The following is a 25876-nucleotide window of genomic DNA, read 5'->3' on the forward strand; positions in this document are numbered from 1 at the left end:
GGATGGATGACTTTTCTAATTAGGATTCCGTATATTTCATTTAATTGTTTTTATATAAATTGATTTTCTTGACTTAATGTATTAATTTCTAAAAATTTATTTAAAGAACTTGGATATAAATTCTCTGTAATGACGAAACCAGGACTTTGAACCAAATTCCAAATCTTAATTCCACTTTTATCATCACTAGCATAGCCAATTACCGTTTCCAACTTTTTTACATTAAAATGTAGATTACTTAAATTAGTACTTTCAATCAAATTTTTATTTGTGGTTAGCATTCCTTTTTTTGTACTATTACTATCAGAATATAAAATATCTAATTTCAAAGCCGCCAAATCAGGGAAATCTATTATTTGTTGAATTTGCACATCTTCTAAATCAAAATCCCAGTCATTAATTAAATAGTAATCTATCTTAAAATGTTTACATAATTCTACTATATATAAAGCTGTCGCTTTTCCGTGATGACATACAAAAGAGATATTTTCAAAATTCAAGTATGTATCAGCAAATTTGTTATGGTCCAAAATGTCTATTCTTCCTGTAATAGCTTCTAAAACTTTGCGACGAATAACTTCTTTGTAAACTAAAATATCGTTAGGACCTTCTACTAATATCACTTTTTTGCTGAAAAGCATTCTATTTAAATTTGGTTCGACAGTTTTAATATATTCATTAAATCGAGTTACATTAATTGGTTCATTAAAATCTTCAGGTGTTGCATCTGTAAAGGGACTGCTGAATTCACCGACATTATTGTATGCTTTTATTGTTTGATTGTTCTCATCCATTTCTAATCGAATAATACCTTTTGTATCAAATGCATCTATCATTCTATCGGAATGAGTTGTATAAATAACTTGATGACCTCGTTCTGATAATGTGCAAAGAACCATCTTGTAAAAGTATTCTTGATGATTCTCATGTAAAAAACTTTCTGGCTCTTCAAATAAAAATAGGCATTTATCTTCAGTATTTGTTTCTGCTATTGCCTGAATAACAGCCATTACAAACATTGATATAAATCCATCACCAAAATGTTCGATTGGTATTAGGTTATCTGTGGTGCCATTTAATCCCACTTTAAACATCATCTTTAAGAAAATGTCTTCATAATGTGGCAATCCAAATTCTACGTGACAAGAATTATTTCTTAAATTTTGTTGATAATTTTTTTGAATAGATTGTATAAAGTCTTGTAACTGCGAGCTTGCTAAAACGGTTTCAGTTGTACGTTTAACATCTTCTTGAAAAGCTTCTTTCTTTTCTTTCATTGTTTGATCTAGATCAACCAACTTCTGAATATGTTTTGCTAAAAATGATTTTAAATTTCCCCAACTTGTCTTTTGTGTAGAGATTTCTTCCTTAATATTGTGAAAATTAATATAAAATATACTGTAGTGCTTATTTTTACCAAAAAATGATGGATCACAAGAACTTTTAATTTCATTATCAATTTTTGCTGTTTGAATATGATAATCACCAGCGATTGTTTGCTTGTAGCCATATTGATTGGGAGGTGCGAAATCGCTAGCATCTATTGTTGCCTTAATATGAATGTTATTTTCAGCATCGAGGTTATGTAAATCTACAATTTCAAAAGTTTTTTGACTTATAAATTTCTCTCCAATACCATATAATACTGAGCTTAAAAAATTACTTTTTCCCGCATTATTGTAGCCGATAATTGACACTGGCTTGAGGTATTCAGAATTTGGAAATTGAAACTCCTGTACATCTCCAAAAGATCTATAATTTTCAATAGATAAACTTCTCAATCTTATATTAGCCATTAGTTTTATTTAAAATTATTTTACTATTTTATGAAGATTTCTTAATCAATTAGTCAGCAAACTAACTTATCAAAGAAAGCTTTATTTCTCTTCTTTACTATATTCAAAATTCTCGTTATGAATATGAAAAATCTTCTTTTCAGAAGCATTGATCATTAAATAGTCATTTTTTTTTGTAAAGAGACAGATTCATTACTGTCAACTACAATAATATCGGAAGTCCTACCAGTTCTAATAAAGTCCCACCGACAATTTTCTAAAGTGTTGTGAGAAATTGGTTCAATAATTATTGTATATATCGGTAAGCAAAATTGATGTTTCTCGAATTTTAGAATGATATTTTTTATAGTTTTCATCAGAACATCTTTTGAATACTAAACCGAGATGTTCTCTCAAACAACCCACCTTTCTCTACAAATATGCTTGCTATTTTTATACTTTAAAGGCCTTCAACCACAATGATTTTCCAATACCTCGGCCTCTTAAATCTGTTTTAAAATCAAAATCTAATGTTTGGAAAGAGTTGAAATTATCTTCGTTAAGAGCAATTCCATTATCGATTATTTCAAAACTATTAATTTTAGACTTTACATCATCAAAAGCAGATATCTGTCCAGACCCAATAACTTCTATAATAATTTTAGCTTGATAACTATAATTCTTCTTTTTTAATTCATCAATAGAATGAATAGAATTTATAACTGATTCAAAAACAGTAAATAATGCGTTAGTAAGTAGCAAGGTTGTATTACTGAGTCTATCCTTTAAACTTGTATTTAAGCTCATAGTTTTAGCTTTTTGATGTTTTGTAAAATCAATCTCTAAATTATATATTAAGCTAGCTAAGTACTTTTCATCTAATTGACTCTATACTTAGCAAAAATAAATAATTTTATCTATTTTGTATTACGGTTTTCCGTATTTGAACATTTTTGAAAAGTAAAATCAATCTAAAATGTGAACTGTTCTTGGTATGCAGAAATGTTTTTTTCCTTATTTTCAAAACAATCATCACTAATAACAAAAAACACCAACTTTTGTCGGTATTTATTCATTTAAAATTGTTCAAGAGTAATTTTTATTGCTTTGCAAATTCTATAAAATGTTTCAATAGGGAGTGTATATGTACTATGACTCTTGATTTTTCTTACTATACTTTTTTCAATGTCGTGACTTTAATAAAGCTTCAAAGTCTGGGAACTTTGAGCTGGAGATCCAATAAACAAAAAAACAGCCTCAAAAAAGGCTGTTTTATATTTTGAATTCAAAATTCTTAAAATATGATAAAGAAGATTGGATCTATTTCCCGATACAAAACTTAGAAAAAATATTCCCCAGCACCTCATCATTGGTCACTTCTCCGGAGATTTCTCCAAGATGTTCCAAGGCATTTCTAAGCTCATACGCCAGTAATTCTGTAGAGATCTGGAAAGAAATAGCTTCTTTCACTTTATGAACGGCATCCATGGATTTTCTTAAGGCTTCAAAGTGTCGTTGATTCGTGATGACAACGTTATTTTCTTCAGTTTTCAAATGCTCCACATAAGAGGAAAGTTCATTTTTCAGATCCTGAATATTTTGATTTTCAACTGCTGATATTTTAATAAAGTCAAAATCATGAGAAATCGCATTTCTGAAAATATCTTCTACCGTTTCGTATTTGGTAGGAGTCACTTCATCAATTTTTGTCGCACAGATAATCAGTTTCAGATCTTCTCTTAACAAGGATTGAATCATTTCAATATCCTCAGAAAAATCCTCGGTTGCAGCATCTGCCAGATACACCAAAATATTGGCGTTTTCTACTTTTTCTTTTGCTTTTTTTACCCCGATTGCTTCAATTTCATCTACCGTTTCACGAAGTCCGGCAGTATCAATTAATCGGAAAGCGTGACCTTTAATATGAAGAACTTCTTCAATGGTATCTCTCGTTGTTCCCGCAATATTACTCACAATCGCTCTTTCTTCCTTCAAAAGGGAGTTCAGCAGCGTGGATTTCCCGGCATTCGGTTTTCCGATGATGGCAACAGCAGTTCCGTTTTTAATGGCATTTCCGTATTGGAAACTTTCAATCAGAGAACTTAATTTAACTTCAATTTTATCCAATAATCCGCTTAAGGCACTTCTGTCTGCGAATTCCACATCTTCTTCCGCAAAATCAAGTTCCAGTTCAATTAAAGAAACAAAATTCAGAAGATCAGTTCTTAATACAGATATTTCATTGGTAATTCCTCCTTTCAGCTGGTTGATCGCAACTTTTCTCGAAGCTTCATTTTCAGAAGCAATCACATCGGCAATCGCTTCCGCCTGAGAAAGGTCAATTCTGCCGTTGATAAAAGCACGAAGGGTAAATTCCCCTGCTTTGGCCATTCTCGCTCCGTTTTTGATCAGGGTTTCAAGAATACGTTTTCCGATATGCGGAGAGCCGTGAAAAGCGATCTCCACAGAATTCTCAGTGGTGAAACTTTTCGGTGCCAGGAAAATGGAAAGCATTACTTCGTCAATAGCTTCCTCCTCATCCATAAAATAACCGTAATGAATGGTGTGGGATTTCTGTTTTTCCAGATTTTTGGCCGGAAAACTTTTCTGAACTACAGATAAAGCTTCATTTCCTGAAACACGGATGATGCCTAAAGCACCTATTCCATTGGCCGTAGCCAGTGCACATATCGTATCGTTATTCATGCTGCAAATTTACGGTTTTTAATGTGAATTTTCATTCAGGTCGGTTATTCAGATTATCTATTGTTTTATTCAGTTAAAAACAGCTAAGGTTTAAAACAGGCTACGTTTTGAGGATGGGGTTGTATGAAAGATGTACTTACTCTATCAATAAATGCAGAATTATTCCTATTAAACATGTAAAGAAAACGCCATTTGAAATGTAAAATTTAGAAAATAATTCTGTTGAATATAAGTGCCATGTGAAGAGTGTAATTTGTTGTGGTGTAACAATTATAAGTGTTTTTTGATAACCTTGGCATTCATATATAGTGTTTAAATATCATATAAAAATGAAAAAATTAAACAGTTGTTTGGTATATTAATTGTTGTTAGTGGGGTCGATGATGTTGAAAACTTAAATATTTTTTATTTAAACAGTAATAATTTGTTAAAGTATTATAAATGTATATGAATAACCTATTTTTTTTAAATATTAATAAAAAATTATCTTTTTTATTAATGCTTGTCTTCAGTGCAATGACTTATGCGCAGTGCATTCCTTATACCGGACAGGCGATCACAAGCGGAAATACCTATTGCCTCAACGGAACCCTTAGTGTAAGTACCAACATCAGCATTCCAAATGGAGCAACCCTTATCATTCAATCCGGACAATTGCAATCGAATAGTATTCAGGTAGATGGAGTGTTGGAAATTGGTGATGGAGCAAGTGTGAAGTCGACAGGAACAGTGAAAGTAGGAACTTTCGGATCTCAGAAGAATTCAAAAATTAAATTAGGAGCTAAATCCTTCTTATCCCTTGTAGGATCAGTAGTTCAGGAAGATCCGTCATTTGGTGGTTTTTATCCCGGAACAACTTCTGTTATTGAAATGGGAACAAGCAGTGTGGTAGAAATTTGTGGAACATTTACCCAGCAGTCTACAACCTATCCTTCTGTTGAATACGTAGGTATTCCTACCGGAAGAGCGTATTGTATTGCAAAAGCAGACGTAAGTGGTGGAGGTGGAGCTTCCATTATCAGTGATGACAGCCAGATCGTAGCTATTGTCATGGGATCTGTAACAGGATTAGGAATGGGGAATTCCAGTTTTTGTGGACCGAATGCAACCAAAGCCATGTGTCCTTCTCTTTGGCCTGAAGGATTGTCTGAAGATAAATCAAGTTGTGGAAATGCCCCTCTTATTATTAATGAGATTGATGGATTTTGTACAAAACCCGGCATTTCAGGAACTCCTGACGGATATACAAAATTTGGAATTACCATACAGCAGAAAAGCGATTCCTGGCCTGAAAATATTCCTAATGGATTCCTGGCTATGGAATCAAAAAATAAAGGTTTTGTCATTACCAGAGTTCATCATGTAAGCCAGACTCCACAACCTGGAAACGCCATCGCAGAACCGAAAGAAGGAATGCTTCTCTATGATATTCAGGATAAATGTGTGAAGCTTTATAACGGAACCGAATGGAAATGTGTACAAAGAAGCTGTAACGATTAATTTAACCGATAAATAGTATGAAAAATATAAGAAATATAAGTTTGGCAGCCGCATTGGTTATTTTTAATTCGGTTTTTGCGCAAGTAGCGATTGGTAAGCAGGCGGTAGATGGAAACAGCACAGTGTTGGATTTTAATAATGTATCAGGAAATACAAAAGGTTTAATTCTTCCCGCAACCTCCGGATTTCCTGCAGGAACTTTAGAGAACGGAACATTCATTTTTGATGTAACAGATAATAAAGTGAAGGTCTACGAAAATGATGTTTGGAAATCATTATCAGATGCCGGAAGTTCAAGTGCAATTGCTGCTAATAATTCTGCAGAAACAGGAAAAGGAGTGATTATGGGAGAAGCTACAAGTTCTGCTGATGGTGTATTGGTTCTGGAATCTCAGAATAAAGCGATGATTCTTCCTCAGATAGCCACGCCACATCTTAACGTGAAAAATCCTTATCCGGGGATGATGTGCTATGATACAACCAGTAAGACATTGGCAGTATTTGACGGATCAGTGTGGAATTACTGGAAATAAGTTAAAATAGAATGTCACAAGAGAAAATTATTTGGCTCTTGTCATTGGAGTTGTTTAAACTTATCAAAATGCTCAATATATATATTGAACCATTAAGAAGGATTTAAGAAATAAAGTCTAGTTAAGATAAATCATTCTGATTTTTAAGCTTAAAGCAAAGCTCATCTTAATATTCTAAACACCTTAATGCAATCTTAATGGTTCAAAAAAATTTAAACAAGTTTATTGACTACGTCGAATCTTTGATTTCTGACATAGGAAGAATCTCATTGAAATCTAATGTGTAACATTCCTTACTTATTTCTGAATCACATGGCTGCTTTTTAGTTTAAACAATCTGAGCGCTTTCCTTGATGCTGTTCATCACAAAAATACTTTTAGTCTGGCCAATTCCCTCAATTTCTGACAGTTTGTTGACAAAGAACTCATGAAATTCATCCATATTGGGAGCCAGGATTTTCAGCATAAAATCAAAATCTCCACTGATATTGTAAAACTCTACCACTTCCTTCAGTTTACCAACTTCCTCAATAAATTTTCCCGCAGTTTTTTTATTGTGAACATTCAAAGCGATCATACAGATCACCATCATTCCTTTATTGACCTTTTTACGGTCTACCACAGCAGTATATTCTTTAATGATTCCCTGTTTTTCCATACGTTTGATACGCTCATGCGTAGGCGTAGGGCTCAAATTGATCCTTGCCGAAATATCACGGACACTCATCTTCGCATCTTTCTGAAGCAGACGGAGGATGGATAAGTCTTTTTCATCTGGAGTATAATTTTCAGTTGCCATTTTGTTCTGTTTTTATAGGTTTTTTCTGATAGATCAGGTATTTTGTTCTTTTAAATGTTTTAAATATTAGATATCGTTCCAAATTTAAGGTTAAATTTTAAAATACGTTCTGTTAATTTTAATTTTGCAGGAAATTTGAAACATGGATACAAGGAAAAATTTAATATTAATTTTAGCATCGGTAGGAACATTTGTAGAGGCGTTGGATATTGCCATTATTAATTTAACCATTCCTTCTATTCAGCAGCAGTTTCAGATTGGAGCAGAGACGGTTCAGTGGTTGCAGACGCTTTATGTGTTGTTCTTTGGAGGATTTCTGATTATTGGAGGGAAACTTTCAGATCAGATCGGAAGAAAGAAAATGTTTCTCTTGGGAGCGCTGATTTTTATGCTGACTTCGTTAGGAGCAGGATTATCTCAAAACTTTGAAGTGCTGGCAATATTCCGTGCTTTGCAAGGATTGGGAGCTGCATTGGTGATGCCTTCAGCTTTATCGATTGTGACCAATACTTTCAGAGGAGAACAGGAAAGAAACCGTGCTATCGGAATTTTCAGTTCATTTGCTGCCATTGGTTCAGGAAGCGGACTTTCCGTAGGAGGAATTATCAGTACTTACCTGAGCTGGCACTGGGTTTTCCTGATCAATGTTCCTATTCTTTTGATCACATTGGTGTTATCGTACTATTATCTGCCGGCAGATGAAAAAAGCGAAACCGCTCAGAAAACAGATGTGGTTTCAGGAATATTAATGGTATTAGGTCTTTTAAGTCTGACTTACGGAACGCACGAATTGATTCATATTAAAGAACAGCCTTTCCTGATAACCGGTTCTTTGGTTTTAGCATTAGTACTGCTTGTTATGGTGTACTACCGTTTAAAATCTGTTGCTGAGCCTTTGGTAGATTTAAAACTGTTTAAACATAGATCTTTAGTCATTTCCAATGCGGTATTCTTTACCCTGGGAGCGTTTTTTATCGGGTTTTTATTCCTGATTTCACTGATGCTTCAGAAAGATATGGGGTATAGTGCTGCTTCTGCAGGATTAATGCTTGTTCCCTTCAGTATTCTGTCTGCTTTAACGGCTAAATTCATTCTGCCACACCTATCAAAACGTCTGAGTTCTTCTCAAATGGGTGTTTTAGGATGGTCATTTATGCTGGCCGGAGGATTATTACTGTTAATTTCGGTTTATACAGGACATCCGCTAACAGTAGTTTTGTTGGGAGCTGCATGCATCTCCGGAGTTGGAATGACATTTTGTTTTACCGCACTTTCAGTGATGGGAATTCAGGATGTTGAACCTACACATTACGGATTGGCATCAAGTTTGAGCTCTACAAGTTACTTTTTGGGAGCAGGTATCGGATTGTCATTCATGACGTTGATGAGTCATATTTTTCCATCAGAACTTTCTGTAGGAAGCCTGAATCTGATTATTTTGATCAGCTACGCTTTATTAGCGCTCGGAATGTTATTCTATTTTATAGTAAAAAGCGTAAAAGTGAAGCAGGCAGAAGTAGCCGTTTCATAACAAGCGGCCTTAAAAATACACAAACTATATGAGGAAAGAATCGGTGCTTAGGTGCCGGTTCTTTTTTTTGATTTTTGCTATTCTGTTTCCCTTTACTACCTTTGCTGTTTACTATATATCATGAAAATACAGTTCATCAGCGATCTTCACCGGGAATTTGGAAGTACGGAATTATGTTTTGATCACGCAGATGTGGTGGTGTTGGCAGGCGATGTCAATCTGGGAATCAAAGGAATAGAATGGATTAAAGAAACAATACCCAATAAACCTGTAATCTATGTATTGGGTAATCATGAATACTATAAAGGTTCTTACCCAAAAACATTGCATAAAATCAAAGAGGTAGCGTTGGACTCGAATGTTCATGTGCTGGAAAATTCATTTGTAGACATTGACGGTATTCGTTTTCATGGAGCAACATTATGGACGGATTTTTCAATCTTTGGAAATCCTGTTCAGTACGGAATGCTTTGTCAGCCCAAAATGAACGATTATAAAATGATCAGGAGAGATCCTTCTTATTCAAAGATGAGAACTTTGGATACCTTTAAAATTCATCAGCTTTCAAAACAATGGTTACAAGAAAGTCTTGAAGACTCAAAAGGACTTAACAATATAATCGTTACCCATCATGCACCCAGCATACAATCTGTTCCTGAACATTACAAAGAAGATCCGTTAACAGCTGCGTATGCTTCAGATTTGGAAGATGTAATTAAAGAATACCAGCCCTTATACTGGATTCATGGGCATATTCATACGCCGTGCAGATATAAGATCGGAGAAACAGAAGTCATCTGCAATCCTCATGGGTATATTGATGAAAAATATAATGGCTATGATAAGGAATTGCTGATTGTTGTTTAGCAAACAATAAAAAGTGAAATCGATGATTGGGCTTTTTGGCTCTTTTTCCTTTTTCCACTACCTTCGTGTTTAATTTTCTTTCCAATGCCTAAAAAATCCCAACCAAAACCTGATTTTGTTTCCCAGCTGGCCTTTGATGAAGTACTTCAGCAGGTAGAGTTTGATCTTAGAATCAAGGAATTTGTGGTGATGGAAATTGATAAGGCCAACTACATTATACAACCTAATATGCCTTATCGTTCCGATTATTTCTGCATTTTTATGATACAGAAAGGAGGGGTTACATTCAGGTTGGATGATAAGAGTTATAGCGTGACCAAAGGCGATATTATTTTTTGTCCCATGCTGGAAACGTTTTGGTTGGATGAAATTACAGAAGATTACAATGCTAAATATATTTTCTTTTCGCTGAACTTTATATCCGATGCAGGCTTTAATTATAAATCAAATAATGTTCTCAAGAGTTTATCTTCTGATCCGGCCAATATCATCAGGAATGAACCGGACGTCTACAGGAAAGTGAATTTCCATCTCGACGAATTGAAGGTTTTAAATGATAAAGAAAAAGAGAATTATTATTTCAAAGAAATGATATGGCACCACTTTTCACTGGTGATTTACGAAATTGATAATTATTTCAAGAAAACGGAAAGACCTCATCCGGTTACCCATAGAGAAGATGAGTTGACGACAAGTTTCTTTAAACTTGTTCAGGATCATTTCAAAGAAGAACACAACGTTCAGTTCTATGCCGATAAACTTTTTATCAGCCGTAAATACCTTACCAAAGTGATCAATAAAACGGTCTTTAAATCCCCGAGAGATATTATCCATCAGGTATTGGCTGTAGAAGCCAGGCTGCTGCTGAAAAATCCCAACCTGAATGTCAGTGAGGTCGCATCAAAGCTGAGTTTTTCAGATCAGGCGTCTTTTAGTAAGTTTTTTAAAAAACACGCGGGAAGGTCTCCATTGGAATATAAAAAAGATGATTTGTATTGATAATCAGTAGTTTGTGTTTTTAAGACGTCTTTTTGCCAAATTTCAACTATTATTTCGATTAAAAATAGCGAATAGTGTCATTTATATTGTCTATGAATGATATTTCTCATGTTTTTCAAAATTAGGAGTCTTTTTGACAAAACAAGGAGTTTTTCGAATAATCCTATTGAATTTTTTTCGTTCGATTTTTGTGCGGAAAATTTAAAAGGACTATTGTTATGCAAAGATTTTTTATTCAAAAATCGACTCTACTTTTCCTCTCACTGATCGTATTGGCAGGGTGCAGGAAAAATAATCAAAACCAGGGCTATCAGCAGCAGGCGCCGGAATTGCCTGTGGCCAAAGTAACACAGGGAGACGCTTCTGTTTCCAGAGAATATGCAGCATCTATCGAGGGGGTTTCCAATGTGGAAATCAGACCTCAGGTAACAGGATATTTAAGCAAAATTTTTGTAGATGAAGGTGACTTTGTGAGGGCAGGTCAGCCGTTGTTCAAAATTGAAGATCAGGTTTTCCGTGAACAGCTGAAAAGTGCTCAGGCATCTTTGATTACTGCTCAGGCGAATCTTTCCACTTCTAAAATTGATCTGGACAGAAAAAAAGAACTGTTCAGAAACAAAATGGTTTCCGAAATTCAGGTAAAAGAAGCTGAAGCGGCTTATAATGCGGCACGTGGAGCGGTAAGTCAGTCTACCTCAACCATTGAATCCGCAAAAATCAATCTTAATTTCTCTACCATTAAAGCTCCGGTAAGCGGATTTATCGGAAGATTCAACTATCGTCTGGGAAGTTTAATGACACCGGGTAATCAGGAGCCGATTACTTTATTGTCAGACATTCATCAGGTATATACCTACTTCAGTCTGAGTGAAAATGATTTTAATAATTTCCAGAAGCAGTATACAGGAAGCAGTATTGATGAGGTGATCAAAAATACTCCGGCAGTTTCACTATTGCTTTCAGGAGGTGAGAAATATGCTGAGACAGGAAAGATTGATGCGGTGGAAGGTCAGTTTAATAAAACAACCGGATCAATCACGCTAAGAGCAAAATTCAACAATCCCAACAATCTTTTGAGAAGCGGAAACACCGGAAAAATTGTACTGGATCAGTTCTACAGCAATGTTGTTTTACTTCCGATTGCTTCTACCAGAACCATTCAGGATAAAGTTTTTGTATTCACCATTCAGGGTGGGAAAGCAGCCATGCTACCTGTAGAAGTGAATGGAAAAGCCGGGGACAATTTCATTGTAGCCAAAGGACTTAAGGCTGGAGATGAATATATCACCAGCGGTTTTGACCGATTACAGCCGGGAACTCCTGTCGTGGCACAAAAGAAAAATGCTCAACAGAAAAAATCCTAAGAAGAAATCATGTTAAAGAAAATTATAAAAAGACCCGTACTGGCAACGGTTATCTCCGTATTGCTTGTTATTCTGGGGATCGTCGGGATGGTAAGCCTTCCGATTACAAAATTTCCGGACATTGCGCCTCCTACCGTTATGGTAACAGCTGCTTATCCGGGAGCTAATGCTGAGACTATTGCAAGGTCTGTAGCACCACCTTTGGAAAATGCTATCAATGGAGTGGAGAATATGGATTATATTACTTCCACAGCGAGTAATGACGGTACGTTGAGTATTACGGTTATTTTCAAATTGGGAACAGATCCTGATCAGGCAGCCATTAACGTTCAGAACAGAGTGGCACAGGTGACCAACCAGCTTCCTGCTGAGGTAATTCAGGCTGGAATCACTACGGTGAAAAGACAGAACAGTATGATTGCCATGGTCTCTTTGACCAGTAAAGACGGTACGATGAGTGATCTTTTCCTTGAAAACTATGCGAAAATCAATATCGTTCCGGAACTGAAAAGGGTAAAAGGAGTAGGAGATGCCATGGTATACGGAAATAAAGACTATTCTATGCGTATCTGGTTGGATCCGAATAAACTGACTTCGTACAATCTTACCCCATCTGATGTTTCCCGTGCTATTCAGACCCAAAACCTTGAAGCAGCACCCGGAAGATTAGGGGAAAGAAGTAAAGAAGTGATGGAATACGTGCTTCGCTATAAAGGAAAATTTACAGAGCCAGAGCAATATGAAAATATCACGATCAAAGCATTGAATGATGGTTCTGTTTTAAAATTAAAAGACATTGCCAAAGTAGAATTCGGAGCATACAGTTATACGGTTTCTTCGAATTATAATAAAAAAGCATCCGTAACGATGGCGATCTTCCAGATGGCAGGATCCAATGCCAATGAAGTACAGATCGCCCTTCAGGAAAGAATGAAGGAGCTGGAAAAATCTTTTCCGGCAGGAATGGATTATGAAATTCCTTATGCTACAAAAGATGCCCTGGATCAATCCATAGAACAGGTAATTCATACCCTGATAGAAGCCTTTATTCTGGTATTTATTGTGGTGTATATCTTCCTTCAGGATTTCCGCTCTACGCTGATTCCGGCAATTGCAGTTCCGGTATCGATTGTGGGAACATTCTTCTTTATGAAGGTTTTCGGATTCTCTATCAATATTCTGACCTTGTTCGCATTAGTGTTGGCGATTGGTATTGTGGTGGATGATGCCATTGTAGTCGTAGAAGCTGTTCATGCTAAAATGGAGCATAAAAAACTCAACCCGAGAGCAGCAACCATGTCGGCCATGAGTGAGATCACAGGAGCGATTGTTTCGATTACATTGATTATGTCTGCCGTATTCGTTCCGGTAGCTTTTATGAGTGGTTCTACGGGACTATTCTATCAACAGTTTGCACTGACACTGGCGATTGCGATTGTAATTTCAGCAATTAATGCATTGACACTGAGTCCGGCTTTGTGTGCTTTATTCTTAAAACAACATCATCCGGGAACGCATGAGAAAATGAATTTCAAAGACCGTTTCTTTGCAGGTTTCAATGCAAGCTTCAATAAACTGACTTTCCGTTATGGAAAAGCGGTATTATTCCTTTTAAAAAGAAAATGGGTGGCTTTGGTTATTATTGTAGCTTTCGGAGGATTGTTTGCATGGATGTCTATGACAACACCTAAAGGGTTTATTCCGGATGAAGACCAGAGTTTTATTATTGTAACCGCTAACCTTGCTCCCGGAGCTTCAAAGGACAGAACCTCTAAAGTTGTTTCTGATACGGAAGATCTTTTAATGAAAAATCCGGCAGTGGACAAAGTGATTTCAGTAGACGGACTGAACTTATTCAGTGGTTCCATGTCATCTTCGGCAGCTTCTATTTTCGTTAAATTAAAAAAAGGAGGCGAGAGAGGTGCTGTTAATAATATCAATGACATTATCGGACAAACCCAGGGAATGCTTTCTCAGGATAAAAGAGCCAATTTCCTTGTGATCAATACGCCAACGGTAGATGGTTTCGGAAATACCAGCGGAATGGAGCTTGTGCTTCAGGATCGTACCAACGGAGAACTTCAGAATTTAGGAAATATCTCCTATGGAATGATGGGTGCTTTAATGCAGAGACCGGAAGTAGCAGTGGCATTTACCACGTTTGATGTTACCTATCCGCAGTTTGAAGTGCTTGTAGATGAGGTGAAATCTGCTCAGCTTGGAGTAAATGTTTCTGATGTCTTAGGCGTAATGCAGGGATATTATGGAAGTATTCAGGCTTCTGATTTCAACAGATTCGGGAAATATTACAGAGTATTGGTGCAGTCTACACCGGAAACAAGACAGGATAAAGAATCCCTGAACGGAATTTTCGTTAAAAATAATCTGGGCCAGATGGTTCCTATCAATACATTGGTAAGTCTGAAACAGGTTACAGGCGCTGAAGTGGTAGATCGTTTTAACTTATTTAATTCTTCCAATTTAACCGTGATGGCAGCTCCGGGATACAGTACCGGACAGGCTATGGCTGCGATTGAAGAAGTAAGTAAGCAGGTACTTCCTCCGGGATATACATACGATTATAAAGGAATGAGCCGTGAAGAAGCAGGTTCAAGCTCTCAATCTGTCATGATTTTCGGATTATGTATTGTATTTGTATTCTTCCTTTTATCTGCGCAGTATGAAAGTTATATTCTTCCGCTTGCAGTATTGATTGCGATTCCGGTAGGACTTTCAGGAGTATTTGTAGGAATTACGTTTGCGGAACTTTCCAATAATATTTATGTACAGATTGCTTTGGTCATGCTGATCGGATTGCTGGCGAAAAATGGTATCCTGATCGTAGAATTTGCGATTCAGAGACGTAGAGCTGGGAAAAGCCTTATTGCATCTGCAGTAGAAGGAGCTAAAGCTCGTTTACGACCTATTTTAATGACTTCCCTTGCATTTATTACCGGGTTACTTCCATTGTTATTTGTGGTAGGTCCTTCAGCGATGGGGAACCATTCCATCGGATATGCAGCCATTTCAGGGATGCTTTTCGGAACCATCTTAGGGATTTTTGTAGTTCCTGTTCTTTTTGTGGTATTCCAGGCATTGCATGAAAGAATCAACGGAAGAGTAGTAACCGATGCAGATTGGGAATATTAATTCAAATGATTTTAAAATGAAAATTAAAAATATAGCATATATCGCATTCATTTCCGGAACAGCAATCTCCTGTAAGGTTCAGAAATATGAACAGCCTGAAATAAAAATGCCGGAAGCTTTCAGAAGTGATAGTATTGTGGTGGATTCTCAGGAGAATATTGCTAAAATAAGTTATAAAGACTTCTTCAAAGATCCAGTGTTGGTAGGATTAATTGATAAAGCAATGGTGCAGAATAATGATCTTCAGGTGGCTTTAAAACAGATAGAATTTGCCTCACTGGCTTATAATCAGAGCAAATGGGCCAATATCCCGACTGTAAGTGCTTCTGCTAATGCCAATATCAACCGTCCTTCAGATAACAGTATGAACGGGATGATGGCCGGGCAGTTTATGGGAAAAAGGTATATGGAAGATTATACAACTTCTCTGAGTTTCTCATGGGAAGCTGATATCTGGGGTAAAATCAAAGGTAGAAAAGAACAGGCTTTGGTCGAATATCTTAAAACACAGGAAGCGGCAAAAGCGGTAAAAACTCAGGTTGTATCTGCGGTTGTACAAGGATATTATAATTTATTAATGCTGGATACTCAGCTGGAAATTACCAAATCCAATCTGGCGTATGCGGATAATACTTTGAAGTTTCTGACCAAACAGCAGGAACTTGGTTTGACAACAGCTTTGGCAGTACAGCAACAGGAAATTGTAAAAGATCAGATTCTGAAATCAATTCCCGCTATTGAAAGCTCTGTGACCACTCAGGAAAATGCTTTGAGCCTGTTAACGGGTTCTATGCCGGGAAAAATTGAAAGAAGTGCAAGCCTGAACAATGTACAGTCTCCGGATCAGATGGCTGCAGGAATTCCTTCTGAATTATTAAGCTACAGACCGGATATTAAAACGGCAGAATTTGAAGTCAGAAAAAGTGCAGCAGCCATTCATGTGGCAAGAATGAGTATGTATCCTTCCTTAAATATTACAGCGCAGGGCGGAGTGAATGCCTTCCAGATCAGCAAATGGTTCAGTGTTCCGGGATCTCTTTTCGGAATGGTGGCGGGAGCTGTCGCGCAGCCTATTTTGAATGGAAAACAGTTGAAAACACAGTATGAACAGTCTAAAGTATTGGCTGATCAGGCGGAAATCAACTTTAAGCAGTCTGTTTTAAAAGCGGTAGGCGAAGTTTCTGATGCATTGGTACAGATCCAAAAGTTGGAAGAACAGCAGAAGATTGCAGAAGGTTTGGCCGTAAAATCTGGTGAAGCAGTGAAGAAAGCGGATTTGTTATTTAAATACAATTCAGCAACTTATGTAGAAGTGATTATCGCACAAACGAATAAACTTCAGGCAGAATTAGACCTGGCTTCTCTGAAAACCCAGAGACTGAATGCCATTACAGCGCTGTACCGTTCTGTAGGAGGCGGATGGCAATAAAGTAAAATTGAATCTGTTTCGTCTCTAATGACGAAGCAGGTTTTTAATCCATTATCATTATGAAGACAAATATACAAGAGGGGATCATTCTCATTCCGGATTTCAGCGGATTTACCGAATTTGTGTTCAATACAAAATTGTACACAGGTGAGTATATTGTGAGACAATTATTGTCTACACTGATTGATGTGAACGATCAGTATTTTGAAATTTCCGAGATTGAGGGAGATGCCATTTTATTTTACCGTTATGATGAAAATCCATCCTACCAGAGTATTTCAACCATGTTGTGGAAGATGAGAAGTGCCTTCAACAGGAAGATAGAAGAGTTAAGTAAGAGTTTGAGTACGAAAATTGATCTGGCTCTCAAGTTTATTGTTCATTACGGATCCTTCTCACAGTACAATATTGGAAACTTCAGAAAATTATATGGAAAAACCATTGTGGAAGCCCATCAGCTTTTGAAAAACGGAGTGGCAGAACAGCCTTCTTATGCACTTTTCAGTAATTCATTCCTGGAAAGCAGTAAAAATAAGGAGTCTGATTTTAATAAAGATCCGCTTCATTTGCCGGAAGTAGGTGTTATCCACTATTTTGAAAATTTAAACTAGCATATATTTTTTAATATCATTCCTTGTAAATTTGCTATTGCTAGCGGCCCGGGTGAGATCCGGGCTTTTTTTATGGGGATACCTTTGAATAAAAATTGATTGATATAAATTGGAAGTAAAATATTCATATAATTATCATGGATTTTAAAACTTTTTTAAGTGGATTTAAAATTGTGTATAAAATGCTTTTTTAAGAATATTTATTATTAAGGTGATTTATATTGTGTCTTTTTATTGAATAATGTGTACTGTTTTTGAATTTATGTTTAAATTTGGTACTGATATGTTGTTGGTAGTTAAGTATTTATTTTAATTTTTTTCTTTTTTGATGTAACGAAATTATGAAGATAGTGGTCTTATAGATAAAACTATAATTTCACATGAAAATACTATTATTTCCAATAGCACTATTAACCGGCTCATTAGCAATGGCTCAGCAAGCTCCAGCTCCGGCAGCCAACGATACTGTAAAAGGAAATGCAAAAGAAATAGAAGCTGTTACACTGGTAGCCAGAAAACCAACAGTAGAATCGAAAATAGACAGAACTGTATTCAATGTAGCCAACAGTGCAATTCTGGCAGGAAATACAACATGGGATGTTCTTAGAATGACACCTTTGGTAAGTATTGATAACAATGATGAGGTAAAAGCCGAAGGGCAAATGGTAACGGTATACATCAATGACAGGAAATCGGTTTTTACAGGGAAAGAATTGAAGGAATATCTTAAAACAATTCCAGCTGATAACCTGATGAAAATTGAAGTGATTACCAGCCCATCTTCCCGTTATGAAACTTCAGGATCCGTTATCAATATTGTCCTTAAAAAAAGAGATGATGAAGGAATAAAAGGAAGCATCTCCCTCAACAACAGACAAAGTACGAAGAACTCACAATACACGAACTTCAACCTGAACTATCATAAGAAAAAGTTTACCCAAACCTTTATAGGAGGCTACAATAGCGGAAATTATGTACAAAAGACTCAAACATGGGACAATCGTTATGCAACAAATAAACTGACTCAGTTTAATTTGGAGAATGTGATGAGAAACGAAAGTCCGTCTATTTCTTCCACTTCAGAATTTGAACTGAATGATAAAAATAATATCGGATTTGTAGCAGAATATTCACAGAGCAGAAATTTGTCTTTGTCAGAATCTAATGGGATGATCTTCAATAACGGAGAGCCTGGAGACTCTTTTCTTCAGACTCAGAATACATGGGGATTCAACCGTAATCTGGGAACCAATGCTTTCTACAAATATTATGATAAAGAAAAGAACAGAATCTTAGATATTAATTTAGGAACCAATTACTCCAGCAATGACAATGACAATTTAATTGATAAGCAAATTAATAATCAGACTGGCAGCTCAAATCAGCAGCTAGGAGTTATCAGTTCAAATCAGATGCGTAATTATTATCTGAAAGTAGATTATACCCAGCCTTTAGGGAAATCAGGAGGTACGATGGAAGTAGGAGGGAAAACGGAAATTAATAACCATGTTATTCCTAATAGCCTGTATGGATTCAGTATGAATGATAGTAACTCAGAATATTACAATCTTGCGAGAAATGATACCTTTCATTATGAGGACAATTTAAGCTCTTTATATGCCAACTATAGTAAGACATTCTTCAAAAAACTGGAAACAAGAATCGGAGTACGTTATGAATATATTGATTATAAAGTAAGACAGGATGTTGCGGGGACAGAGAGAAAAGATTCATATGGAACTTTTCTTCCCAATTTATTGCTGAAATATAATTTTTCAGAGAAATTTGACTTAAGTCTTACCTATAACCGAAGCATCTGGAGACCTTGGTATTCTGAATTTAATCCTTTCCTCGTTCCTGAAATTAACGGGACCTATTCCAGAGGAAATCTTTATCTGAATCCCAATCCGAATGACCGATTGTATATGAAATTAGGAATCCTGAAAAAGTATTTTATCTCTGCAAGATATATGCATACCAATCAGGATTACTGGACAACTTATGTTACGGAAAACGGAAGAACGGTTTCATTGCCGGGGAACTTCGATGGAAAAGTTGAGAAATATTACCTTTTTGCCAATACCAATCAGAATTTCCTGAAAAATAAACTGAATGTGAATGCCGGATTCGGATGGTATTACATTAATAATAAGGATTTCAACCAAAAGAATGATCTAAGGGGTAAAGACTATATCAGTTATTGGGGAGCTTCTGCCAACGTATCCTACACGAATCTTTTCAATAAAAATATTAATCTAAGTGCTTGGGTAGAATTGGCCAACCAGAATAACGGAAATTCATATGCCAACAACACCAATGTTTTCCATAATATTTCAGTGACCAAAATATTCCCGAAAACACAGATGGAGCTAAGCATGCAGCTGATGAATATCTTTAAAAGACCTTACGGTGATAACACGACTTATAGCCCCGACGGAACTTTCAGAGAGTACTCAAAATGGGACTGGTATGGTGTTTCCCTTACTTTCGTAAAACGTTTCGGAAACCAGAAAGTAAAAGAAAATACAAAAACCGACGTTGAGAAAAACGGTGGCGGCGGAAAATAATTCAGGCTTTGTTAGATAAAAATGAAAGCAGGTTTCAAATTGGAATCTGCTTTTTATTTTTGGCTGGAAGCTAGAAGCTAGAAGAGAGAAGAGAGAAGAGAGAAGTAATGAAGTAGATCCTTGATACTTGTATCGAAATTATTAAACCATTAAGAATATATTAAGCTGTTAAGAGTATTAAGGGAATGTCTAAAGACATTTTTTAGGTATACTGCTTCATTCAAATTTATTTGAACCTTCATGTTCCTTAAAACTTTAAGTCTCCTTAATGGTTTAAAAAAATCTCTCGCAGATTTAGCAAATTAAGCAGATTTTAAAAGATCCGTGAAATTTCCGTGATCTGTGAGAAAAAAGAATACATTTTTAACGCAAAGTTTTTATCTGAATTTCTTATTATTTAAAGGAAGCAAAGACTTGAATCAATGTAATTGATTCTTTCTAAGCGAACGTACAATCATAATCCTTCGTAAGCAACAAAGTTGCTTTCTTAGCTCCCTTAAAAATATTACTTTTTTATTAAAAACTTTGCGTTAGAAAAACTCTGATAAGTTTAGCATCCACAAAAAAGGAGAAATAAAAAAACAGACCCCAATCCGGGATCTGTTTCATTCAACCAAATAAATTAATATAAATGGGAAATTCATTTGAGAATATCTTCTCAAATGAATTTCCCATTTATTTAAGGGTAAACTTCACTTTAGTTTTAATAGCGTCAGAAGAATTTCCAATCTGTGCTTCAAAGTCTCCCGGTTCAGCTACCCAATCGTGTTTTTGAGCATCAAAATAACTTAGAGCTGTTTTATCAATGGTGAAACTTACTTCTTTTTGTTCTCCCGGATTCAGATATACTTTTTCAAAACCTTTCAGCTCTTTTGCTGGGCGTGGAACAGAAGATTTTAAATCACTGATATAAAGCTGAGCCACTTCAGCTCCTGCTTTTTTACCTGTATTTTTAACGGTTACTGTAAATGTGATTTTACCGTCTTGTGAAATTGTAGTCTGGTCTGCTTTCGCTTTTCCGAATTCAAAAGTGGTATAACTCAATCCGTGTCCGAAACTGAAAAGAGGTTTTATATTCTTCGTGTCATGCCAACGATACCCTACAAAAATGCTTTCATTGTAAGTAATATTGATAGGATTTTTCTGATCTTTTCCTTTTCCTGCGGCCAACTCATCCTTTTGTCCCGGATATTCTCCAAGCTGATGGGCGGAATTGTCTTCAAGTTTTACAGGGAAGGTAAACGGCAATTTTCCTGATGGGTTGGCATCTCCGGCTAAAATGGCAGCAATAGAATTTCCGGCTTCAGAACCCAGATACCAGGCTTGTACAACCGTTGGAACTTCCTTGATCCAAGGCATTGCCACAGCATTTCCGGAAACTAAAACCACAGCAAGGTTTTTATTCGCTTTGGCAAGAGCAGAAATCACGTGATCTTGATTATAGGGTAATCCGTAGCTTTTTCTGTCGTTTCCTTCACTGTCCTGGAAGTCTGCTTTATTCAATCCTCCTACGAAAATTACATAATCCGATTTTTTAGCTAATTCTACAGCTTCATTCAATAATTCGGCTTCAGAACGGGTGTCTTTTAAATCCTGTCCTGATTTTACGCCATTGTATTCACCTCCGATATCGCCTACATAACCTCTTGCATACTGTACATCAGCTTGTTTTCCAAATCTGGTTTTGATTCCGTCTAAAGGAAGTGTTTCATATTTTACTTTTAATGAAGAAGAACCACCGCCAACAGTCATTATTTTGATGGCATTTTCTCCGATAACCGCTATTTTTTTAGCCTTATTAAGATCAATAGGAAGAACATTTCCCTGATTTTTTAATAAAACAATTCCTTCTTCTCCAATTTCTTTGGCAACCGCTTTATGCTCTTCGGAAGCAATATTCCCGAAAGGCTTGTTGCGGTTCATCGTAGTTTTATAAGCAAGACGAAGTAATCTTGTTACTTTGTCATCCAGTTCTTTGGTGCCTACTTTTCCTGCTTTAATCAAATCAAGATAAGGCTTTGCCAGATAGTAGTTGTCATAGGCATTTTTAGTTCCTGCGGAAAGTCCGTTGGTCCATGATCCGAATTCAAGATCAAGTCCGTTATGAATGGCCTGTTCAGTATTGTTGACAGCACCCCAGTCGGATACCACAACCCCTTTATAGTTCCATTCTTTCTTTAAAATATCATTTAAAAGATACTGATTCTGGCTGGCATACTGACCTTTGTACATATCATAAGCACCCATAATCGTCCATGAATCCCCCTCTGTTACAGCTGCTTTGAAAGGAGGTAGATAAATTTCATACAACGCTCTGTCATCTACATTGACATTGCTTGTATGGCGGAACATTTCCTGATTATTCAGGGCAAAATGTTTTACAGAAGTGGCTACTCCGTTAGATTGCACTCCTTTAATATAAGGAACTACCATCTTTGAAGTCAGATAAGGATCTTCACCCATGTATTCAAAATTTCTTCCGTTCAAAGGAGTTCTGTAAATATTAACCCCAGGTCCCAGAAGAATATCTTTTTTTCTGTAGCGGGCTTCTTCACCTAACGCTTTCCCATAGTTCCATGACATTTTTTTATTCCAGGTTGCGGATAAAGCAGTCAGGGCAGGGTAGGCGATAATAGAGTCGTTGGTCCATCCGGCCTGATCCCATTCGTCCCACATTACCTCAGGACGAACTCCGTGAGGACCGTCTGTTGTCCAGAATTCAGGAATTCCCAATCTCGGAACACCCGGAGAACTGAATTTCGACTGTGCATGAAGCATGGCCACTTTTTCTTCCAGTGTCATTCTTGATAATGCATCCTGAATACGCTGTTCTACAGGTTTTGATTCATCTAAATAAGCGGGGAGAGTACTACTTGTCTGAGCCATATAAGAAGCAGAAATAAAGGTGAGTAAACTTATAATGACGGTTTTCTTTAACATAATGCCTTTCTATTTGATTTACAGCAAAAATAAAGAAAATTTTTTATTATCTCAAATTGAGAAAATAAAATTTTAGCGAATAAAAAACCGTCTACCAATTTGCAGACAGTTTATTATTAAATATTTTTAATTATTACGAGAAAAAATGAAGAGAAGTTGATAGGGAAACATAAAAGTGAAAAGGCTGAAAGCAAAATTGCAAAATGATAAAAAACGAATGAAGTTACTCTCGTAAACTTTCATTCAACACCTCGAATCTTACGCTCCTAACACAGTGTCTAGATTCCTACGGAATGACAATGCAGATGTATAGATATAGCGTGTAGTTTGTCCATTCCGAAGGAATCTACACTCAAACCCTCTTACCCTCCAACTCGTATCCCGAATCTAGAATCCACTCTCATAACTCTAATACTCTAAAACCCTCAAACCCTCAAACTCTCCCACACTTAAACGCTCTCACTCATCAATCCCATCCTTTCACAGCACCTCCTTTGAAAATTTCTTTGGCTTTCTTTTCTACTTCAGGAGACTGATAGGCTTTTACAAAGTTTTTTACTTTCTGGCTGTTTTTATTATCTGGTCTGGCAACGACTACATTCACATAAGGTGAGTCTTTATCTTCCACAAGAATACCTTGTTTTTCCTGATCCAACCCTGCCTGAGCAGCAAAATTGTTATTGATAATCCCTACAACAACATCTCTGTCTTCCAGAACCCTTGGGATCTGAGCGCCTTCAATCTCCATGATTTTCAGTTGTTTCGGGTTTTCTGTGATATCTGTTACTTTGGGCAGAAGTCCGACACCATCTTTCAATTTCAGCAGACCGTTTTTCTGCAGAAGCAGTAAAGAACGTCCTCCGTTGGTAGGGTCATTGGGAATAACAATCGTATTGCCTTCCTGTAATTGGTTGATATTCGTAATCTTTTTGGAGTAGGCAACAATAGGATAAACAAATGTATTTCCTACAGGCACAAGATTATAACCTCTTTGCTTTGACTGTTCTGTTAAATAAGGAATATGCTGAAAGGCATTGGCATCAATATCTCCGTTGGTCAAAGCTTCGTTGGGAACTACATAATCGTTGAAAGGAATCAATTCCACTTCCAGATTGTATTTGTCTTTAGCTACTTTTTTGGCCACTTCGGCAATTTCCTGTTCTGGTCCGTAAGTAATTCCTACACGGATAAAGTTCGGATCATCTTTTCTTCCTGAACAGGCACTGAATAACAAAATTCCTGCAGCCAATACACCAAAAATCTTTATTTTTTTCATTCTTTTTTTATTTAAATACTATTGAAGCGAAAGAGCAAAAAGTTTTTATCTTTTCCATCCACATATCCCGAAACTCGCACCCCGAATCTCAAACACTCAAACACTCCCACTCTCAAACACTCCGACTCTCAAACCCTCTCACCCAAAAACTACCTGTGATCAAATCTTTTTGACAACCTGTCACCCATAAACTGGATGATAAAAACCAAAAGAACAAGCAGAATCAAAACGGTGTTCATAATAACAATATCATATCCGATATATCCGTACTGGTAACCTACCTGTCCAAGTCCGCCAGCTCCTACAGCACCACCCATTGCAGAGTAACCTACTAAAGTAATCAGAGTGATGGTTGCATTATTGATTAATGAAGGAAGTGCTTCAGGAAGCAAAACTTTTCTGATAATCTGTAATGGAGAAGCGCCCAAAGCTCTGGCTGTTTCTATAAGACCATGAGGAACTTCAATTAGACTGTTCTCTACAAGCCTTGCAATAAAAGGGGCAGCTCCCACACTTAGAGGAACCAAAGCGGCATTCACTCCAATAGAAGTGCCTGCCAGAATTCTGGTGAAAGGAATCATCCATACAATCAGAATAATGAAAGGAATGGCACGGAAAATATTAACCAAAATAGATAATCCTCTATGGTAGGCTGCATTTTCCAGCAGTTGTCCTTTTCTGGTTAAAAATAACATGATTCCTACCGGAAGTCCAAGTACAAATCCAAAAAATCCGGATAAAAATGTCATGTAAACTGTTTCCCAGGTTCCTTTTGCCAAAAGGGCAATTACCGTATCACTAAGCATATCCTTTTACTGTATTTTGAATTTTATTTTGGTTGAAATAATAGATCGCCTGTTGGTTTTCTTCGGCTTCCCCCTGAAGCTGCAAAAGTAGTTTACCGAAATTGGAATTTCCAAAATACTCTACATCTGCCTTTAACAATTTATAAGGGATTTTATATTGGTTGTATAGCGTTGAAAGAATCTGTTCAACACTGATGTTTTCGTTAAGTTCTATTTCGACCAGCGGAAATAAACCTTCTTTAGGCTCTTTCTGCAGTCTGTTACTGAGTTCCTGTGGCAGGGTCATGATGTCTGAATTGATGAACTGGCGGATGATCGGGTTTTCTTTATCCGAAATAATCTCGCTTAAAGTTCCTTTTGTTAATAATTTTCCTTTATCGATCACAGCAACGTGGTTGCAGACCGCTTTGATGACTTCCATTTCGTGGGTAATTAAAAGGATGGTAATTCCCAGTCTCTGATTGATATCTCTTAAAAGCTGCAGAATAGACTGCGTGGTAGCCGGATCCAGTGCGCTTGTTGCTTCATCACAAAGCAGAAGGTGAGGATCATTGGCCAAAGCCCTTGCAATGGCGACTCTCTGTTTCTGTCCTCCGGAAAGGCTTTTTGGATAATCATTGGCTTTATCTTCAAGTCCTACAATCTTCAGAAGTTCGTTTACTTTTCTGTTGATTTCGTCCTTGCTGGTATGATCCAGTTCCAATGGAAGAGCTACATTATCAAAAACAGTTCTTGAAGAAAGAAGATTGAAATGCTGGAAGATCATTCCGATTTTTTTGCGCTCCTCAGCCAGTTGTTTGGAGCTAAGTTTGGTGAAATCCTTTCCATTAATAATGATCTGTCCTTCGTCCGGTCTTTCCAATAAATTGACCGTACGGATCAGCGTGCTTTTTCCTGCACCTGAAAAACCGATAATTCCTACGATATCTCCTTTATCTATATTAAGACTCACCTTATCCAGTGCCTTAAAGGACTGTTTTTTCTGGTGAAATGTTTTTGATATGTTTCTGATTTCTATCATTC

At 36.6% G+C, this 25876-nt stretch carries 18 protein-coding genes; 10 read left to right on the forward strand and 8 right to left on the reverse strand.

Annotation, left to right across the window (positions count from 1 at the left end; translation table 11 throughout):
* Positions 1-50 precede the first annotated feature (50 nt).
* The 3 genes from ACMA47_RS23380 to mnmE form a co-directional block, all read right to left on the reverse strand.
* Positions 51-1796: an ATP-dependent nuclease gene (locus tag ACMA47_RS23380; RefSeq protein ID WP_413931717.1), complete on the reverse strand. Its 1746-nt coding sequence runs from the start codon at positions 1794-1796 to the stop codon at positions 51-53.
* A 432-nt stretch (positions 1797-2228) separates the two neighbouring features.
* Positions 2229-2582: a hypothetical protein gene (locus ACMA47_RS23385; RefSeq protein ID WP_413931718.1), complete on the reverse strand. Its 354-nt coding sequence runs from the start codon at positions 2580-2582 to the stop codon at positions 2229-2231.
* 513 nt (positions 2583-3095) lie between these two features.
* Complete coding sequence (gene mnmE, locus ACMA47_RS23390) at positions 3096-4481, reverse strand: tRNA uridine-5-carboxymethylaminomethyl(34) synthesis GTPase MnmE (protein WP_413931719.1); 1386 nt, start codon at positions 4479-4481, stop codon at positions 3096-3098.
* A gap of 498 nt (positions 4482-4979) precedes the next feature.
* Between mnmE and ACMA47_RS23395 the strand changes: the two genes are divergently transcribed.
* Both ACMA47_RS23395 and ACMA47_RS23400 read left to right on the forward strand, forming a co-directional pair.
* Entirely contained in the window at positions 4980-5981 is a 1002-nt protein-coding gene (locus ACMA47_RS23395) for a hypothetical protein (protein WP_413931720.1), read from the forward strand.
* Positions 5982-5998: 17 nt separating this feature from the next.
* Entirely contained in the window at positions 5999-6514 is a 516-nt protein-coding gene (locus ACMA47_RS23400; RefSeq protein WP_413931721.1) for a hypothetical protein, read from the forward strand.
* Positions 6515-6842: 328 nt separating this feature from the next.
* Here the strand turns inward: ACMA47_RS23400 and ACMA47_RS23405 are convergent, their stop codons facing one another.
* Complete coding sequence (locus ACMA47_RS23405) at positions 6843-7313, reverse strand: Lrp/AsnC family transcriptional regulator (RefSeq protein ID WP_413931722.1); 471 nt, start codon at positions 7311-7313, stop codon at positions 6843-6845.
* A 142-nt stretch (positions 7314-7455) separates the two neighbouring features.
* Between ACMA47_RS23405 and ACMA47_RS23410 the strand changes: the two genes are divergently transcribed.
* The 8 genes from ACMA47_RS23410 to ACMA47_RS23445 all read left to right on the forward strand — a co-directional run bounded on the left by ACMA47_RS23410 (position 7456) and on the right by ACMA47_RS23445 (position 19831).
* Positions 7456-8844 carry an MFS transporter gene (locus ACMA47_RS23410; protein WP_413931723.1) on the forward strand — a complete coding sequence of 463 codons (1389 nt, stop codon included), beginning with the start codon at positions 7456-7458 and terminating at the stop codon, positions 8842-8844.
* A gap of 120 nt (positions 8845-8964) precedes the next feature.
* Complete coding sequence (locus tag ACMA47_RS23415) at positions 8965-9711, forward strand: metallophosphoesterase (protein ID WP_413931724.1); 747 nt, start codon at positions 8965-8967, stop codon at positions 9709-9711.
* Positions 9712-9795: 84 nt separating this feature from the next.
* A complete protein-coding gene (locus tag ACMA47_RS23420) occupies positions 9796-10710 on the forward strand; it encodes a helix-turn-helix domain-containing protein (protein ID WP_413931725.1) in 915 nt (304 codons plus the stop codon).
* A 218-nt stretch (positions 10711-10928) separates the two neighbouring features.
* Positions 10929-12074: an efflux RND transporter periplasmic adaptor subunit gene (locus ACMA47_RS23425; RefSeq protein WP_413931726.1), complete on the forward strand. Its 1146-nt coding sequence runs from the start codon at positions 10929-10931 to the stop codon at positions 12072-12074.
* Positions 12075-12083: 9 nt separating this feature from the next.
* Entirely contained in the window at positions 12084-15224 is a 3141-nt protein-coding gene (locus tag ACMA47_RS23430; RefSeq protein ID WP_413931727.1) for an efflux RND transporter permease subunit, read from the forward strand.
* Between the two features lie 16 nt (positions 15225-15240).
* Positions 15241-16653, forward strand: coding sequence for an efflux transporter outer membrane subunit (locus ACMA47_RS23435; protein WP_413931728.1), 1413 nt, complete (start codon positions 15241-15243; stop codon positions 16651-16653).
* Between the two features lie 59 nt (positions 16654-16712).
* Entirely contained in the window at positions 16713-17264 is a 552-nt protein-coding gene (locus ACMA47_RS23440; protein ID WP_413931729.1) for a DUF2652 domain-containing protein, read from the forward strand.
* Between the two features lie 380 nt (positions 17265-17644).
* A complete protein-coding gene (locus ACMA47_RS23445) occupies positions 17645-19831 on the forward strand; it encodes a TonB-dependent receptor domain-containing protein (protein ID WP_413931730.1) in 2187 nt (728 codons plus the stop codon).
* A 675-nt stretch (positions 19832-20506) separates the two neighbouring features.
* Here ACMA47_RS23445 and ACMA47_RS23450 read toward each other — a convergent pair.
* The 4 genes from ACMA47_RS23450 to ACMA47_RS23465 all read right to left on the reverse strand — a co-directional run bounded on the left by ACMA47_RS23450 (position 20507) and on the right by ACMA47_RS23465 (position 25874).
* Positions 20507-22771: a glycoside hydrolase family 3 C-terminal domain-containing protein gene (locus ACMA47_RS23450; RefSeq protein WP_413931731.1), complete on the reverse strand. Its 2265-nt coding sequence runs from the start codon at positions 22769-22771 to the stop codon at positions 20507-20509.
* A gap of 466 nt (positions 22772-23237) precedes the next feature.
* Complete coding sequence (gene metQ, locus ACMA47_RS23455; protein ID WP_413931732.1) at positions 23238-24047, reverse strand: methionine ABC transporter substrate-binding lipoprotein MetQ; 810 nt, start codon at positions 24045-24047, stop codon at positions 23238-23240.
* Positions 24048-24196: 149 nt separating this feature from the next.
* Complete coding sequence (gene metI, locus ACMA47_RS23460; RefSeq protein WP_413931733.1) at positions 24197-24853, reverse strand: methionine ABC transporter permease MetI; 657 nt, start codon at positions 24851-24853, stop codon at positions 24197-24199.
* Positions 24846-25874, reverse strand: a complete 1029-nt coding sequence (locus ACMA47_RS23465) for a methionine ABC transporter ATP-binding protein (protein ID WP_413931734.1) — start codon at positions 25872-25874, stop codon at positions 24846-24848. Before ACMA47_RS23465 ends, metI begins: the two co-directional genes overlap by 8 nt.
* Positions 25875-25876: the final 2 nt, after the last annotated feature.

Source organism: Chryseobacterium sp. T20, from assembly GCF_047345655.1.
In the GTDB taxonomy this organism is placed as follows: Bacteria; Bacteroidota; Bacteroidia; order Flavobacteriales; family Weeksellaceae; genus Chryseobacterium.

Bases quoted from the DNA above. Each gene is read 5' to 3' on its own strand.
- ACMA47_RS23420 (WP_413931725.1), top strand. From the start codon at position 9,796: ATGCCTAAAAAATCCCAACCAAAACCTGATTTTGTTTCCCAGCTGGCC.
- metI (WP_413931733.1), bottom strand. From the start codon at position 24,853: ATGCTTAGTGATACGGTAATTGCCCTTTTGGCAAAAGGAACCTGGGAA.
- ACMA47_RS23425 (WP_413931726.1), top strand. From the start codon at position 10,929: ATGCAAAGATTTTTTATTCAAAAATCGACTCTACTTTTCCTCTCACTG.
- ACMA47_RS23445 (WP_413931730.1), top strand. From the start codon at position 17,645: ATGAAAATACTATTATTTCCAATAGCACTATTAACCGGCTCATTAGCA.
- ACMA47_RS23465 (WP_413931734.1), bottom strand. From the start codon at position 25,874: ATGATAGAAATCAGAAACATATCAAAAACATTTCACCAGAAAAAACAG.
- ACMA47_RS23400 (WP_413931721.1), top strand. From the start codon at position 5,999: ATGAAAAATATAAGAAATATAAGTTTGGCAGCCGCATTGGTTATTTTT.
- ACMA47_RS23435 (WP_413931728.1), top strand. From the start codon at position 15,241: ATGAAAATTAAAAATATAGCATATATCGCATTCATTTCCGGAACAGCA.
- ACMA47_RS23430 (WP_413931727.1), top strand. From the start codon at position 12,084: ATGTTAAAGAAAATTATAAAAAGACCCGTACTGGCAACGGTTATCTCC.
- ACMA47_RS23380 (WP_413931717.1), bottom strand. From the start codon at position 1,796: ATGGCTAATATAAGATTGAGAAGTTTATCTATTGAAAATTATAGATCT.
- ACMA47_RS23415 (WP_413931724.1), top strand. From the start codon at position 8,965: ATGAAAATACAGTTCATCAGCGATCTTCACCGGGAATTTGGAAGTACG.
- ACMA47_RS23395 (WP_413931720.1), top strand. From the start codon at position 4,980: ATGCTTGTCTTCAGTGCAATGACTTATGCGCAGTGCATTCCTTATACC.
- ACMA47_RS23405 (WP_413931722.1), bottom strand. From the start codon at position 7,313: ATGGCAACTGAAAATTATACTCCAGATGAAAAAGACTTATCCATCCTC.
- metQ (WP_413931732.1), bottom strand. From the start codon at position 24,047: ATGAAAAAAATAAAGATTTTTGGTGTATTGGCTGCAGGAATTTTGTTA.
- ACMA47_RS23385 (WP_413931718.1), bottom strand. From the start codon at position 2,582: ATGAGCTTAAATACAAGTTTAAAGGATAGACTCAGTAATACAACCTTG.
- mnmE (WP_413931719.1), bottom strand. From the start codon at position 4,481: ATGAATAACGATACGATATGTGCACTGGCTACGGCCAATGGAATAGGT.
- ACMA47_RS23450 (WP_413931731.1), bottom strand. From the start codon at position 22,771: ATGTTAAAGAAAACCGTCATTATAAGTTTACTCACCTTTATTTCTGCT.
- ACMA47_RS23410 (WP_413931723.1), top strand. From the start codon at position 7,456: ATGGATACAAGGAAAAATTTAATATTAATTTTAGCATCGGTAGGAACA.
- ACMA47_RS23440 (WP_413931729.1), top strand. From the start codon at position 16,713: ATGAAGACAAATATACAAGAGGGGATCATTCTCATTCCGGATTTCAGC.